The 15,169-nt window shown below is 71.5% G+C and carries 12 protein-coding genes; 6 read left to right on the forward strand and 6 right to left on the reverse strand.

Going from position 1 to position 15,169, the window contains the following annotated elements; translation table 11 throughout:
• Nucleotides 1–3: 3 nt before the first annotated feature.
• The 4 genes from ABT008_RS00875 to ABT008_RS00890 form a co-directional block, all read right to left on the reverse strand.
• The gene (locus ABT008_RS00875) at nucleotides 4–1,557 is read right to left on the reverse strand and encodes a HAMP domain-containing sensor histidine kinase (protein WP_350692533.1); all 1,554 of its coding nucleotides are present in this window, start codon (nucleotides 1,555–1,557) and stop codon (nucleotides 4–6) included.
• The gene (locus ABT008_RS00880; protein WP_137780828.1) at nucleotides 1,554–2,255 is read right to left on the reverse strand and encodes a response regulator transcription factor; all 702 of its coding nucleotides are present in this window, start codon (nucleotides 2,253–2,255) and stop codon (nucleotides 1,554–1,556) included. The genes ABT008_RS00875 and ABT008_RS00880 overlap by 4 nt, the downstream gene beginning before the upstream one ends.
• A gap of 71 nt (nucleotides 2,256–2,326) precedes the next feature.
• Nucleotides 2,327–3,274 (reverse strand): lysophospholipid acyltransferase family protein, encoded by a 948-nt coding sequence (locus ABT008_RS00885; protein WP_350692534.1) that lies wholly within the window; start codon nucleotides 3,272–3,274, stop codon nucleotides 2,327–2,329.
• A complete protein-coding gene (locus tag ABT008_RS00890; RefSeq protein WP_350692536.1) occupies nucleotides 3,271–4,035 on the reverse strand; it encodes a GNAT family N-acetyltransferase in 765 nt (254 codons plus the stop codon). The genes ABT008_RS00885 and ABT008_RS00890 overlap by 4 nt, the downstream gene beginning before the upstream one ends.
• A gap of 171 nt (nucleotides 4,036–4,206) precedes the next feature.
• On the opposite strand from ABT008_RS00890, the gene ABT008_RS00895 reads away from it, so the two are divergent.
• The 6 genes from ABT008_RS00895 to ABT008_RS00920 all read left to right on the forward strand — a co-directional run bounded on the left by ABT008_RS00895 (nucleotide 4,207) and on the right by ABT008_RS00920 (nucleotide 12,153).
• Nucleotides 4,207–4,854 carry a hotdog fold domain-containing protein gene (locus ABT008_RS00895; RefSeq protein ID WP_350692537.1) on the forward strand — a complete coding sequence of 216 codons (648 nt, stop codon included), beginning with the start codon at nucleotides 4,207–4,209 and terminating at the stop codon, nucleotides 4,852–4,854.
• A gap of 145 nt (nucleotides 4,855–4,999) precedes the next feature.
• Nucleotides 5,000–5,935 carry an ABC transporter ATP-binding protein gene (locus ABT008_RS00900; RefSeq protein WP_350692539.1) on the forward strand — a complete coding sequence of 312 codons (936 nt, stop codon included), beginning with the start codon at nucleotides 5,000–5,002 and terminating at the stop codon, nucleotides 5,933–5,935.
• A complete protein-coding gene (locus tag ABT008_RS00905) occupies nucleotides 5,932–6,747 on the forward strand; it encodes an ABC transporter permease (RefSeq protein WP_350692541.1) in 816 nt (271 codons plus the stop codon). The genes ABT008_RS00900 and ABT008_RS00905 overlap by 4 nt, the downstream gene beginning before the upstream one ends.
• 268 nt (nucleotides 6,748–7,015) lie before the next feature.
• Nucleotides 7,016–10,750: a multifunctional oxoglutarate decarboxylase/oxoglutarate dehydrogenase thiamine pyrophosphate-binding subunit/dihydrolipoyllysine-residue succinyltransferase subunit gene (locus ABT008_RS00910; RefSeq protein WP_350692542.1), complete on the forward strand. Its 3,735-nt coding sequence runs from the start codon at nucleotides 7,016–7,018 to the stop codon at nucleotides 10,748–10,750.
• A 76-nt stretch (nucleotides 10,751–10,826) separates the two neighbouring features.
• A complete protein-coding gene (locus ABT008_RS00915; protein ID WP_117226038.1) occupies nucleotides 10,827–11,006 on the forward strand; it encodes a DUF6104 family protein in 180 nt (59 codons plus the stop codon).
• Nucleotides 11,007–11,127: 121 nt separating this feature from the next.
• Nucleotides 11,128–12,153: a glycoside hydrolase family 6 protein gene (locus ABT008_RS00920; protein WP_350692543.1), complete on the forward strand. Its 1,026-nt coding sequence runs from the start codon at nucleotides 11,128–11,130 to the stop codon at nucleotides 12,151–12,153.
• Between the two features lie 108 nt (nucleotides 12,154–12,261).
• Here ABT008_RS00920 and ABT008_RS00925 read toward each other — a convergent pair whose 3' ends face one another.
• Complete coding sequence (locus ABT008_RS00925; RefSeq protein ID WP_502890310.1) at nucleotides 12,262–14,559, reverse strand: bifunctional polysaccharide deacetylase/glycosyltransferase family 2 protein; 2,298 nt, start codon at nucleotides 14,557–14,559, stop codon at nucleotides 12,262–12,264.
• A complete protein-coding gene (locus ABT008_RS00930) occupies nucleotides 14,559–15,089 on the reverse strand; it encodes a hypothetical protein (protein WP_350692545.1) in 531 nt (176 codons plus the stop codon). The genes ABT008_RS00925 and ABT008_RS00930 overlap by 1 nt, the downstream gene beginning before the upstream one ends.
• Between the last annotated feature and the right edge of the window lie 80 nt (nucleotides 15,090–15,169).

Below are 15,169 nucleotides of genomic sequence, written 5' to 3' on the forward strand. Positions count from 1 at the left end.
AAATCATTCGTCATCGATGTCCGTGGCGGGGGCCAGCGGCAGCCGGACCCGGAAGGTGGCGCCCCCGCCCGGCGTGTCGGTCACCTCCACGCTGCCCTGGTGCACCGACACCAGGGCCGCGACGATGGCCAGCCCGAGACCGGTGCCGGTGTACGTTCCGGTCCGCCGGGTCCGCGAGGCGTCCGCTCGATAGAAGCGTTCGAAGACCCGTTCCGCCTGCTCGCCGGTGAGCCCCGGCCCGGTGTCGGCGACCTCGATCACCGCCAGGTCGCCCGGCTCGGCACGCAGCCGCAGCGTCACCGACGCCTCCGGCGGGGTGTGCCGCACCGCGTTCGTCATCAGGTTGCCGATCACCTGCCGCAGCCGGGCGTCGTCGCCGCGCACCACGAGCGGCCCGGAACCCGGCTCGATCTCCAGCTCGATCCGTCGGTCCGGTGCGGTCGCCCGGGCCGCCTCCAACGCGTCCGTGGCCAGCACCGGCAGCTCGACCGGGGCGAGCGACAACGGCCGCTCCTGGTCCAGCCGGGCCAGCAGCAGCAGGTCCTCCACCAGCAGGCCCATCCGGGACGCCTCGTCCTCGATCCGGCGCAGCAGGTCGGAGGTCTGCTCGGGAGCGCGGGCCGCACCCTGCCGGTACAGCTCGGCGAAGCCCCGGATCGTGGTCAGCGGGGTCCGCAGCTCGTGCGAGGCGTCCGCGACGAACTGCCGCATTCGCTCCTCCGACCGGCGGGACCGCGCCTCGGAGGCACGGGCCGCCTCCGCCGCCTCCCGCGCGGCGGACTCGGCGGAACGGGCCGCGAACTCGGACGCCGCACGGGCGGTGAAGGCCATCTCGATCTGGCTGAGCATCGCGTTCAGCGCGCGGGACAACCGACCCAGCTCCGAGGTGGGACAGGGTTGCCCGTACTCGGGGTCGGGCACCCGGCGGCTGAGGTCGCCACCGGCGATCGCGGCGGCGGTACGTTCGATCTCCACCAACGGTTTGAGGCTGGTCCGGACGATGGCCGCGCCGATCGAGGCGAGCAGGATCAGCACCGCTCCACCGACCAGCAGGTCGATCAGGATCAGCCGCTTGACCGCCATCTCGACGTCGGTGAGGTGCTGCCCGATCACCGCCCACTGCCCGTTCGGCAGCTCGGTGTAGAGCATCCGCCAGCGCACCTCGCTGCCCCGGGCACGGGTGGTGAACGGCTCTCCGGCCAGCCGCTCGAACCCGGCGGCGTCGTTGGGCCAGGCCGGTACGTCGGCGGAGTCGAACCGCCGGGTGTCGAACCCCACCCCCTCCACGAGGCCGGTGTTGCGGTTGGTGAAGACCACCAGGTAGTCGGTCGGGATGCCGACCGTGCCCTGCTGCGCGATGACGGCGGTCTCGATGGTGAGGGCGGCACCTCGCAGCTCGGCGTCCACCTGGTCCACCAGATAGCTGCGGAGGAAGATCGTGGTCAGCGAGGCGATCACCAGCAGCGCGGCGGCGACCAACGCGAGTACGGCCGCGACGAGCTTGACCCGCAGCGATACCGAGCGGAGTCGGGTCTTGCCTTGCTGTACCGGGTTCACGCCGCCGGCTTGCGGAGCACGTACCCGACCCCCCGCAGGGTGTGGATGAGCCGGGGCTCGGTGGTGTCGACCTTGCGCCGAAGGTAGGAGATGTAGGACTCGACGATGTTGTCGTCGCCCCGGAAGTCGTAGTTCCAGACGTGGTCGAGGATCTGCGCCTTGGACAGCACCCGGTTGGCGTTGAGCATCAGGTAGCGCAGCAGCTTGAACTCGGTCGGCGAGAGCTGGACCCGCTGACCGGCCCTGTACACCTCGTGGGTCTCCTCGTCCAGCTCCAGGTCGGCGAAGGTGAGGCGGGCGGGCGCCTGCTCGCCGGTGCTGGTGCGGCGCAGCACCGCCCGGATCCGGGCGGTCAGCTCCTCCAGGCTGAACGGCTTGGTGACGTAGTCGTCGCCGCCGAGGGTCAGTCCCCGGATCTTGTCGTCGGTGGCGTCCCGGGCGGTGAGGAAGACCACCGGCGTACGGGTGCCGCCCTCGCGCATCATCCGGATCACCTCGAAGCCGTCTAGGTCCGGCAGCATCACGTCGAGCACCACGAGGTCGGGCCGGTGATCCCGGGCCGCGCTGAGCGCCGCGCTGCCGCTGGTGGCGGTGGCCACGTCGAAACCCGCGAACCGCAGGCTCGCGGAGAGCAGTTCGAGGATGTTGGGATCGTCCTCGACGACGAGTAGTCGGGCCTCGGTCTGGGTAGCCGCCATGCCGCCCATCATCCGTGCAGTCGCTGCGCCCATGCTGGGCGGTCACTGAAAAAACCCTGTGAGCAGGCGGCTCAGGCGGCCAGCGGCAACTCGGGTCCGGGCGTACCGGTGGGCGGGGGTCCGACCACGAGCTGCGGTGGCGTCCGGACCGGCCGCACCGGCACCGGCGCGGCGGGCGGCGCAGCCGCCGACGACGGTACGAGATGCACCGCCGATTCGGCGACCCGCGCGAGCGCCCGACGGTCGGCGGTCGGGGTCGGGTAGAGCGGCGCGGCGATCTCCACGGTGACGGTCAGCTCCCGCAGGGCGAGCACCCGGCACATCGACCGCAGCAGGCTCTCCTCGCCGAGGAAGGCCGGTGCCGTGGTGGGCGTACCGGTGGCACCGAGCCGGTAGCCGATCCGCAGCGGCACCACGGGTGCCCCGGCGTCGATGGCGGCCTGGAACATCGCCGGCCGGAAGCCGGTGCGGGGGCGACATTCGGCACCCGTACCGCACCAGGTGGTGCCCTCCGGGAAGACCGCGACGGAGCGGCCCGCCCGCAGCGTCGCCGCCACCCGGTCCACGGTGGCCGGTAGGCGGCGCGGGCGGGTGCGGTCCACGAAGACCGTGCCCGCCGCGCGGGCCAGCAGGCCCACCAGCGGCCACCGGGCGACCTCACGCTTGGCCACCAGCCGGGCCGGCGCGACCGCCAGCAGCGCCGGGACGTCCCACCAGGAGACGTGGTTGGCGACCAGCAGGACCCGCCGCCGGGGCAGCCGCCCACGCACCCGCAGGCGTACCCCGCAGGCCCGGGCCGTGGCCCGCGCCCAGACGCGGGTCAACGCCGACCACTCGCGGGCGGGCAGCAGCGGCAGCAGCACGGCCACCCCGACACCGAGCCCGAGCATGCCGAGCAGGGCAACGGCCCGGAGCAACCGTCGGGCCACCGGGACGGTGGGAGTCTCGTCGGCGCGGGGCAGGCAGTCCGGGCCGCAGGCGGAACCGGGCCGCCACAGCGGGTGGGCGAGCGCGGTCACGGTCGACCGCCGAGGAAGTGCCGCAGGTAGCGGGGGTTCATGCGGTTCAGGTCGAGCAGCACGTAGTAGTCGGCCACCCCGAAGTCCGGGTCGTACGCCGGCTCACCGCAGACCCAGGCGCCGAGCCGCAGGTATCCGCGCAGCAGCGGCGGGATCAGCCCGGCCGTGCCCTCCACCGGCGTGCGCGGCACGCCCGGCTCGGCGAACCAGGGCCGCAGCGGGCGGACCCGCAGCGGCGGCGGCGCCAGGTGGCGGGACTGGACCTGGGCCCACACCGCGGCGGCGGCCAGGCCACCGTCGGCCACCGGCACCGAGGCACAGCCGCCGAGCCAGCGCAGGCCGCGCAGGTGCAGGTAGCGGGCGATGCCCGCCCACATCAGGTTGATCACCGCGCCGGTGCGGTGGTCCGGGTGTACGCAGGACCGACCCGCCTCGACCAGGTGCCCGTCCAGCGGGTCGAGCGGGGCCAGGTCGAACTCCCCCGCCGCGTAGCGACGGTCCGTCCGGCCCGGCGGCAGGAGGCGGTACGTGCCGACCACCGCCCCGGTGTGCTCCTGGCGCACCAGCAGGTGGTCGCAGTACGGGTCGAGGGCGTCGGTGTCCAGGCCGGGTGTGTCCGGCGCGACGGTCGCGCCCAGCTCACCGGCGAACACCTCGTGACGCAGGCGTTGCGCGGCCTCGACCTGGCGGGGTCCGTCGGCGATCGAGAGGGTGTAGCCGCTGGTCGTCAGAGGTACGTCCGCGGCGGGCAGAACAGCCATGCCCTCTGTGTAGCGCCCGATGGGTTGCCGGCTCCGGTGGCGACCGGTGTCGATCCGGTGAACGCCGGTGGGCGACCGGTGGCCGACCCGCCGCCCGGTCCGGCCCGGGAATCGTGCGAGGCTGCGGGGTGTGTGCCCGGCGACGGGGCCGGGCGCGGCGGGAGGAGTCCGATGATCATCGAGGCGCGCTACAACGGGCCGCCCGGCTCCGGCAACGGCGGGTGGAGTGCCGGCGTCTTCGCCTCGGCGTACGGCGGGTCCGGTCCGGTGGAGGTGACTCTGCGTCGACCGCCGCCGCTGGACACACCGCTGACGTCGACCGAGGGCCGGGTGCACGACCCGGCCGGCGAGGTGGTCGCGCAGGTCCGTCCCGCCGAGCCGTTCGACGTCGTGGCGTCGGCGGTGGACCCGGCCACCGCCCGGTCCGCCTCGACGGCGTACCCGGGTCTGGTCGACCACCCGTTCCCCGGCTGTTTCGTCTGCGGCCCGGAGCGCGCCGACGGCCTGCGGATCTTCCCCGGGCCGCTGCCGGGCGGCCGGACGGCCGCGCCGTGGCGGGTGCCGGAGCAGGTGGGCGTGGCCACGGTCTGGGCCGCGCTGGACTGCCCGGGCGGATGGACGGTGCTCGGCGCGGACCGGCCGTATCTGCTCGGGCGGATCGCCGCGCGGGTCGAGGCACTGCCCGAGCCGGGCACCGAGTGCGTGGTGACCGGTGTGGTGATCGTCACCGAAGGACGCAAGGCGCTGGTGCACACCGGCCTGTACACCGCAGACGGTGATCTGCTGGCCCATGCCCGGGCCACCTGGATCGCGGTGTAGGACGACCGTCGATCGGGTCGTACCTGGGGATGAGGCAGCTCATGCCTGGGACGGAGCACGATCTCCGGAACGCGCCCGATTGATTTGCTTGACCACTACCGTCACGCTGTGCAACGGCGCACCCCGGCGCCACGGGAGGAGAATGATGTCCGACGGGCAGTCACGCCCCACCAACGACGCGCAGATCGTGGTCTCCGGTCTGACCAAGCAGTACCGCAACATGCTGGCGGTCAACAATCTGTCGTTCACGATCGAGCCGGGCCGGGTCACCGGCTTCCTCGGTCCGAACGGCGCTGGCAAGACCACCACGCTGCGGATGCTGCTGAACCTGGTCACCCCGAGCGCCGGCACCGCCACCATCGGTGGCCGCCGGTACCCGGACCTGGTCGACCCGCTGCGGCACGTCGGCGCGGTGCTGGAGGCGTCCAGCGCGCACAAGGGGCGTACCGGAATCAACCACCTGCGAGTGATCTGCGCGGCGGCCGGGTTGCCCCGGCAGCGGGCCGACGAGGCGCTCGCCATGGTCGGCCTGACCCCGGCGGCGAAGCGCAAGTTCAAGGGTTACTCACTGGGTATGAAGCAGCGCCTCGGCATCGCCGCGGCGATGGTCGGCGACCCCCGGGTGCTCATCCTCGACGAGCCGGCCAACGGTCTGGACCCAGAGGGCATCCGGTGGATGCGCGGGTTCCTCAAGGGCCTGGCCGCCGAGGGCCGCACCGTGCTGGTCTCCAGTCACCTGCTGTCGGAGATGCAATTGCTCGCCGACGACGTGGTGATCATCGCGGCCGGACAGCTCGTCCGGCAGGGACCGGTCGAGCAGGTGATCGGGTCGATGGAACAGGGGGCCCGGGTCCGGGTCCGCACCCCGCAGGCGGACGCGCTGACCGCGGCGCTGGCCGGTGGACCGGCGACCGTGCAGGTCGACGAACAGGGCGCGCTGCTGATCGGCGGGGTGGACGCCCCGACGGTGGGCCGGGCGGCGCTGACCGCCGGGGTCGAGCTGCACGAGCTGAGCACCGAACGCCCCGACCTGGAACGCGTGTTCCTGGAGCTGACGGCCGGAAAGGCGGGCATCCGATGAGCAACCTGGTCCGCGCCGAACTGCTCAAGATCCGCACCACCAGCACCTGGTGGTGGCTGGCGCTCGCGGCGTTCCTGTCGATCGCCATGGCCTTCCCGTTCAACGCCTGGCTGGCCAACGAGACGCTCAGCGGTGGCGGGGAGGAGTTCGGTTACACCGGCGACGCCGCCTCCGCGCCGGCCCAGGCGGCGAACATCTACACCTCGGGTCAGTACCTCGGCCTGATGTTCGTGATGCTGATCGGCATCCTGATGGTCACCAACGAGTTCTTCCACCAGACCGCGACCACCACCTTCCTGGCCACCCCGCGGCGGACCGCGGTGATCGTCAGCAAGCTCATCGCGGCCAGCCTGCTGGGCTTCGCGTTCTGGTTGGTGACCACGGTGATCGACCTCGCTGCCGGAGCGGTGTTCCTGAGCCTCAACGACCACGGCACGATGCTCGGCGAGTGGGAGGTCCAACGGGCCCTGCTGCTCAACCTGATGGCGTACGCCATCTGGACCGTGCTGGGCGTGGGCATCGGCACTCTGATCACCAACCAGCTCGGCGCGGTGATCACCGCCTCGGTGCTTTACCTAATTGGTACACAAGTTGTCGGTCTGCTGTTCCTCCTGCTGTCGAACCTGTTGGACAGCATGGCCGTGATCAAGTGGCAGGTGATCTGGCCTGCGGCGGCCTCCCAAATCATGATCACCCCAGGTGAGAACGAGATGCTGCCCTCCTGGTGGGTCGGCGCGGTGGTGCTGATCGGCTACGCCGTGGCGAGCTGCGTGGTCGGCATCCTGATTACTCGGCGTCGCGACATCTCCTGATCTCGCAGGCACCGCAGCGACCGGGCCGGGCCCGGTCCGATCGGCGACGAGCCGGTCGGACCGGGCCTGTGTCATAGCAGCTAGCAGGGCGACACGCTGGGCTTACGGAACTTCTGGCATCTTCTGTGAATCGGACCACGGGACGGAGGTGGAAATGCCTCGGCGATCAGTACGGCGTAGCCTTGGATCCGTCCTGTGTGCGCTCGTCCTGGCGCGGACGGACACCGCGTGACACACCAAACCCGCGTGAAAGAGGCGATTACCGGCCGTGTCGACCCAGCAGACTTCGCAGGAGAACCCACTGGCGGGTTTCGGCCCGAACGAGTGGATCGTCGAGGAGATGTACCAGCGCTACCTCGCTGATCCCAGCAGCGTCGACCCGGCCTGGCACGACTTCTTCGCCGACTACCGGCCCGGTGCGGGCAAGGCCCGCTCCGCCGACGGTGACGGCCAGGCCACCACCACCGAATCCGCCCCGAAGACCCCGGCCAAGGCCGAGCCGAGCGCCAAGGCCGCCCCCGCGACCAAGGCCGAGCCGGCTCCGGCCAAGTCCACGGCTCCGGCGAAGGCCAAGCCGGCCGCCAAGTCCGAACCGGCCAAGGCGACCGCGACGAAGTCCGCCCCGCCGAAGTCCGCCCCGACCGCCACCGGGCCGCAGACCACGCCGCTGCGCGGCGTCGCCGCCCGGATCGTGCAGAACATGGACGCCTCGCTGGCCGTGCCGACCGCGACCAGCGTGCGCGCGGTGCCGGCCAAGCTGCTGGTGGACAACCGCATCGTGATCAACAACCACCTCGCCCGGGGGCGTGGTGGCAAGGTCAGCTTCACTCACCTGGTCGGCTACGCGCTGGTCAGGGCGATGGTCGCGCACCCGGAGATGAACAACTCCTTCGCCGAGGTCGACGGCAAGCCGGCGATGGTCCGCCCCGAGCACGTCAACCTGGGCATCGCCATCGACCTGGCCAAGCCCGACGGCAGCCGGACCCTGGTGGTGCCGTCCATCAAGGGCTGCGAGCAGATGGACTTCCGGCAGTTCTGGCAGGCGTACGAGGACGTCGTCCGGCGTGCCCGCCGCAACGAACTGACCATGGACGACTACTCCGGCACCACCATCTCGCTGACCAACCCCGGCGGCATCGGCACCGTGCACTCGATGCCGCGTCTGATGCAGGGCCAGAGCGCGATCATCGGCGTCGGCGCGATGGAGTACCCGGCGCCGTACCAGGGCATGAGCGAAGCCACCCTGGCCGAGCTGGCGGTCAGCAAGGTCATCACGCTGACCAGCACCTACGACCACCGGATCATCCAGGGCGCGCAGTCCGGCGAGTTCCTCAAGGTCATGCACGAGCTGCTGCTCGGCGAGCACGGCTACTACGACCAGATCTTCACCTCGCTGCGCATCCCGTACGAGCCGGTGCGCTGGATGCGCGACGTCGCGGTCGACAGCGAAGGGCAGATCAACAAGACCGCGCGGGTGCACGAGCTGATCCACTCCTACCGGGTCCGGGGCCACCTGATGGCCGACACCGACCCGCTGGAGTTCAAGATCCGCAAGCACCCCGACCTGGACGTCCTCCAGCACGGGCTGACCCTGTGGGACCTGGACCGCACCTTCCCGGTGAACGGCTTCAACGGTCGGCAGCGGATGCGGCTGCGGGAGATCCTCGGGGTGCTGCGCGACTCGTACTGCCGCCGGGTCGGCATCGAGTACATGCACATCCAGGACCCGGCCGAGCGCCGCTGGATCCAGGAGCGGGTCGAGCGCAAGTACGAGAAGCCGCCGGCCGACGAGCAGAAGCACGTGCTGAACCGGCTCAACGCCGCCGAGGCGTTCGAGACGTTCCTGCAGACCAAGTACGTCGGCCAAAAGCGCTTCTCGCTGGAGGGCGGCGAGTCGCTGATCCCGCTGCTCGGCGAGGTGCTGGAGGCGTCCGCCGAGAACGACCTGGACGAGGTCGTGATCGGCATGGCCCACCGGGGCCGCCTCAACGTGCTGGCCAACATCGTCGGCAAGCCGTACGAGAAGATCTTCTCGGAGTTCGAGGGGCACCTCGACCCGCGCTCCACCCAGGGTTCCGGTGACGTGAAATACCACCTGGGCCAGAACGGCAAGTTCACCACCCCGGACGGCGACCACTCGGTCAAGGTCTCGGTGGTGGCGAACCCGTCGCACCTGGAGGCGGTCGACCCGGTGCTGGAGGGCATCGTCCGCGCCAAGCAGGACCGCATCGACCTCAAGCTGGAGGGCTACACCGTGCTGCCGCTGGCGGTGCACGGCGACGCCGCCTTCGCCGGTCAGGGTGTGGTGGCCGAGACGCTCAACCTCTCCCAGCTGCGCGGCTACCGCACCGGCGGGACGGTGCACGTGGTGGTCAACAACCAGGTCGGTTTCACCACCGCCCCGGAGTACTCCCGGTCCAGCCTGTACAGCACCGACGTGGCCCGGATGATCCAGGCACCGATCTTCCACGTGAACGGGGACGACCCCGAGGCCGTGGTCCGGGTCGCCCGGCTGGCCTTCGAGTACCGCCAGACGTTCAACAAGGACGTCGTGATCGACCTGGTCTGCTACCGGCGGCGCGGGCACAACGAGGGCGACGACCCCTCGATGTCCAACCCCCAGATGTACAAGATCATCGACTCGAAGCGCTCGGTCCGCAAGCTCTACACCGAGGAGCTGATCGGGCGGGGTGACATCACCGTGGAGGACGCCGAGGAGCTGCTGCGCGACTACCAGGCGCAGTTGGAGCGGGTCTTCAAGGCCACCCGCGACGCGGCCAGCAGCCCGCGTCAGGTCAGCCGCCCGGCCCGGCAGGACGAGCCGGAGCCGGAGGTGGAGACCGCCACCGACGCGTCGGTGGTCAAGGCCATCGGCGAGGCGCACGTCAACCTGCCGGACGGCTTCACCCCGCACAAGCGGATCCAGCAGTTGCTCGACCGGCGGTCGCGGATGTCCGTCGAGGGCAACATCGACTGGGGCTTCGGCGAGATCATCGCCTTCGGGGCACTGCTGCACGACGGGGTCACCGTCCGGCTCGCGGGACAGGACTCCCGACGCGGCACCTTCGTGCAGCGGCACGCCTCGATCGTGGACGCCGAGACCGGTGACGACTACCTGCCGTTGCAGTCGCTGACCGGCGACGGCGAGCGGTCCCGCCTCTTCGTGCACGACTCGCTGCTCTCCGAGTACGCCGCGATGGGCTTCGAGTACGGCTACTCGGTGGAGAACCTGAACGCGCTGGTCTGCTGGGAGGCCCAGTTCGGCGACTTCGTCAACGGCGCCCAGTCGGTGATCGACGAGTTCATCTCCTCCGGCGAGGTGAAGTGGGGCCAGCGCTCCGCGGTCACCCTGCTGCTGCCGCACGGCCACGAGGGACAGGGCCCGGACCACACCTCCGGCCGTCCCGAGCGGTTCCTCCAGCTCTGCGCCGAGGACAACATGCGGGTGGCCATCCCGACCACCCCGGCGAACTACTTCCACCTGCTGCGTCGCCAGGCGCTCTCGCCGAAGCGCAAGCCGCTGGTGGTGTTCACGCCGAAGTCCCTGCTGCGGCACAAGCTCTGTGTCTCCTCGGTCGAGGACTTCACCTCCGGCACCTTCGCACCGGTCCTGGCCGACCAGGCGGCACCCGCCGCCGATCAGGTCAAGCGGGTGCTGCTCTGCTCGGGCAAGGTCTACTACGACCTGTTCCAGGCCCGGCAGGAGCGCGGCGTCACCGACACCGCGCTGATCCGGCTGGAGCAGCTCTACCCGATACCGGTGGAGGAGATCCGCGCCGCACTCGCCCAGTACCCGAACGCGGAGGACTTCGCCTGGGTGCAGGAGGAGCCGGCCAACCAGGGCTCCTGGTCGTTCGTCGCGCTCAACCTGCTGGAGCACCTCGACGGGGTCCGCCTGCGTCGCATCTCCCGCCCGGCCGCCGCCGCCCCGGCCGTCGGCTCGGCGAAGATGCACGAGGTGGAGCAGAACGCGCTCATCGAGGCGGCGCTGCCCCGCCCCTGACCGCACCGACCGCGAACACCGGGGCGGGCCATCGGAGACGGTGGCCCGCCCCGGTGAGCATGTCCGAGGAGACCTGATGTACTTCACCGACCGTGGCATCGAGGAGTTGGTCCAGCGCCGGGGGGACGAGGACGTCACCCTGGAGTGGCTCGGCGAGCGGCTGCGGGACTTCGTCGACCTCAATCCCGAGTTCGAGACCCCGATCGAGCGCTTCGCCACCTGGCTCGCCCGGCTCGACGACCCCGACGACGAGTAGTCGCCGGAACCGCCACCGACCCGCCACGCGGCCGGATCGCCCCGACAGCGGGCATCCGCGCCGACGAAAGCCCTGGTAGGCCAGGTCCGGACCGGCCGGGATGGCGGGTATGGTGGCGGCCATGCTTCGCAGCTCCCGCCGCCCTGCCCTGGTGGTGGGGATCGCGCTGACCGTTCTGCTGACCGGGTGCGGCGACGAGGCACCCGAGCGTCCGCCGACGGAGACCGTCAGCGCCGACCGCTCGTCACCGCCGCTGCCGCCGGTCTTCTACGTCGACCCGCGTGGCGCGGCGTCCTGGCAGGTCACCGAGTGGGCGCAGGAGGGCCGGGACGAGGACGCCGCCACGCTGCGCCGGATCAGCACCCGCCCGACCGCCCGGTGGCTGGTCGGCGACTCCGCCACGGTCACCGCGGAGGTGTCGGAGTTCCTCGCCGGTGCCAGCCGCTCCGGCCAGACGCCGGTGCTGGTCACCCACAACCTCCCGCAGCGCGACTGCGGGCGGCAGGGTCAGGGCGGTGCCGAGTCGGCCGGGGCGTACCAGGACTGGATCCGGCGGGTGGCCGCCGGTGTGCAGGGACGTCCGGTCACGATCGTGGTGGAACCGGGCGCGGTGCCGGACGCCGTGGACCGCTGCGTCGACGACGTCGACGAGCGGCTGGACCTGCTGCGGGACGCGGTGACGGTGCTGGGCAGCACCGGCAGCGCCAGGATCTATCTGGACGCCGGGCATCCCGGCTGGATCACCGACCGCGCCCGGCTGGCGGCGGCGCTGCGCCGTGCCGGTGTCACCGAGGCCGACGGCTTCGCGCTCAACGTGGCCAACTTCGTCGGCACGCCGCAGAACGTGACCTACGGCCACGAGATCTCCGACGCCCTCGGCGGCACCACCACGTTCGTCATCGACACCAGCCGCAACGGCCGGGGTGCGTACCCGGGCGAGACCGTGCGCTCCGCGCCGAGCTGGTGCAACCCGCCGGGCCGGGCGCTCGGCGCGGACCCCACCACCGACACCGGCCTGGACCGGGTCGACGCCCTGCTCTGGGTCAAGTACCCGGGCGAGTCCGACGGTGCCTGCCGCCCGGGCGAGCCGGAGAGCGGCGTCTGGTGGCCCGAGTACGCGCTCGGCCTCGCCCGACGCGCCGACTGACACACCCGCCGCCGCTCCCCACACGCCCGCTCGCCGGGCCTGGTGGGCAGCGGCAGGGCGCAGGTCAGGGGCGTCCACCGGGCTGGGCGGGCGGCGGCGGGCCGCAGGTCAGCGGCGTACCCGCTGGGCGGTGGGGGCGGCCGGAGCGGGCACCGGCGAGGGCGTACCCGCCGGGCCGCCGGGAGGTGCCAGTCCGGTCCGCTTGAGCTTCTGCCAGCCCAGCCGGCCGCCGGTCAACGCGGTGACCACCGACTGGAGCAGCACCAGGTACATCAGTTGGCGATAGACGAACTGCTGCAACGGCAGCACCCAGAGAACGCCGAGCTTCTCCTTGTCGAGGCGGAACGCCACGATCGCGGTCAGGAACTGCAACCCCAGCATGGCGGCCCAGGCCAGCGCCGTCTCGGTGCGGTTCAGGAAGATCAGGCCGTAGATCGCGAGCAGGTCGATCACCGGGGCGGTCAACGGGAGCAGCACCCCGAACAGCGTCAGGAAGGCCAGGCAGCGGCGGCTGAACCGGCCGGACGCGCCCTTGTCGAGCACCGAGCGGCGGTGCTTCCACATCGCCTGCATGGTGCCGTAGCTCCACCGGTAGCGCTGCTTCCACAACTGCCCGAAGCTGGCCGGCGCCTCGGTCCAGGCGCGGGCGCTCTCCTCGTACACCACCTTCCAGCCGGCGCGGCCCAGAGCCATGGTGATGTCGGTGTCCTCGGCCAGCGTCTCGTCGGTCATCCCACCGGCGTACTCCAGCGCCTCGCGACGGAACGCGCCGATCGCGCCGGGGATGGTCGGCATGCAGCGCAGCGTCTCGTAGAGCCGGCGGTCGAGGTTGAAGCCGATCACGTACTCGATGTGCTGCCACTTGGCGATCATGCTGCGCCGGTTGCCGACCTTGACGTTCCCGGCCACCGCACCCACCTGCGGGTCGCCGAACGGCTGGACCAGGCGACGGACCGCGTCGGGCTCGAAGACGGTGTCCCCGTCGACCATCACGATCAGGTCGTGTCGGGCCAGGGCCACGCCGGTGTTCAGCGCGCTCGGCTTCCCGCCGTTGGGCTTGCGGACCACCCGTACGTTCGGCAGGCCGAGCCCGGCGGCGATGTCGGCGGTGCCGTCGGTCGACCCGTCGTCGACCACCACCACCTCGATGCCGCCGGGATGGTCGCCGGTGGCGAGCGAGCGGACCGCCTCGGCGATGCCCTCCTTCTCGTTGTACGCGGGCACGATCACCGACACCGGTTCGGTGACCGGCGGCCCCCAGGCGAAGCCCTTGCGGCGTCGTTTGCGCGCGTGCCGCCGCGCCAGCACGAACAGCAGCACGGTCCGCCCGATGGTGAGCGTCCCGACCAGCACGAAGAGCACGCCGAAGAGGACGAAGGTGCCGTCGGCGGCGCGCACCGCCATGATCAGCATCTGCCCGCGCCAGCGCTCGCTGAACGTCGCCTCGGTCGGCCCGGCCGCGGTCCCGGTGGCACCGGCCTCGGCCAGCGCCCGGTTCAACCCCTCACTGATCGTGGTGAAGGTGTATCCCCGGTCCTTCATCATCGGGATGTACCGGTCCAGCGCCTCGACGGTCTGCGAGCGGTCGCCGCCGGAGTCGTGCCAGAGCGTGACCGCGCCGGAGTAGCCCTCCGGTACGGTCCGCTCGATCATCCCCTCCGGGCCCTGCCGCTCCCAGTCCCGGCTGTCCAGGTCGTTGACCACGCTGAGGTAGCCGAGCTCACCGGCCTGTTGCAGCAGCGGCCAGTCCTGGTCGACGAAGGCGTCCGCCCGCGACGAGTACGGGAACCGCAGCAGGTTGGACCTCTGGCCGGTGGCCCCGGCGATGACGAGCTGGGTCTGGGTGTACTCCATCCGCCGCTGCCACCCCGGGATCTGGGTGAGGTGCGGGTGGGTGAAGGTGTGCACGCCCAGTTCGTGCCCCTTCTCGGCCAGCTCACGGACCAGGTCGGGGCTGCGGACCACCTGGTTGCCGAGGACGAAGAAGGTGCCCGGGACCTGGTGCTTCTCCAGCACCTCCAGCACGGCCGGGGTCCAGACCGGGTCGGGGCCGTCGTCGAAGGTCAACGCGATGGTCCGCGCCGGCAGCCGGTACGACTGCGGCCGGTCGGCGGTGGTGTTGACGATCGGGCCGCCTTCGAGGATCTCGTCGGGGACGTCGTCCTGGCCGCTGCCGAAGGTGTTCTCCGCCCGGTAGTCCGGGATGAACGAGCCGTTGGCGTACGCCTGGACGAAGAGGATGCCGCCGAGCAGCACGAAGACCATGGCGTACACGGTCCAGCTCGGACGGGGGATGAACCGTCGGGCGCGGGCGGTCGGACCCGGCCGGGCGTGCTGTCGGGGTCGTTCGGAGGTACGGGTGGGGGGCGTGTGTGCCGGTCGGCGGGGCGGGTACGGGTGGCTCATCAGGGAGCGGTCGCCTCATTCGTGTCGTTCGGTTCCGGCGACGGCGTTGTCGTGGGCGTCGGGCTGCTCGGCGGAGGGGTGCTGGACGGCGGGGTGCTCCGGGACGGGCTGGCCGCCGGCGTCCCGCTGGGACGGGGGCTGGTCGGCGCCGTCGTCGTGCGGGACGGGCTGGGGGTGGGGGTGGGACTGCTGGAGGTCGCGCCGGTGCCGGGCGTGGCGGAGGGAGGCACCGGGAGCTGCGGCGTGACCTGGGTGGGCGACGGTGTCGGTGAGGTCGACCGGCTGGGCGAGGGGGCCGGGGAGACGGGCGGCGCCTCCCAGGTCTCGGCGGGCTCGACGAACGGGATGATCGTGTCGGGACGGACCGGTCCGCCGGCGAAGCTGATGCCGACCATCATGGTGTACGCCACCCCGGCCAGGCCGAGGGCGTACGCGGTCCGCCGTAACCATCGGCGGCGACGGCCACTCGGATCGACGAAGACGGGGGATGGTTCCGGGGCGACAGGAATGAGCTGTGTTGGTCCCTCCACCTGCGCGAGTCTAAACGTGAAAACCTCTCACATTCTCGCCCAAGTGTCCCATCTGACATGCGAAAACGGGCCGAACCACC

This window comes from Micromonospora sp. NPDC002389, from assembly GCF_040296095.1.
GTDB lineage: Bacteria > Actinomycetota > Actinomycetes > Mycobacteriales > Micromonosporaceae > Micromonospora.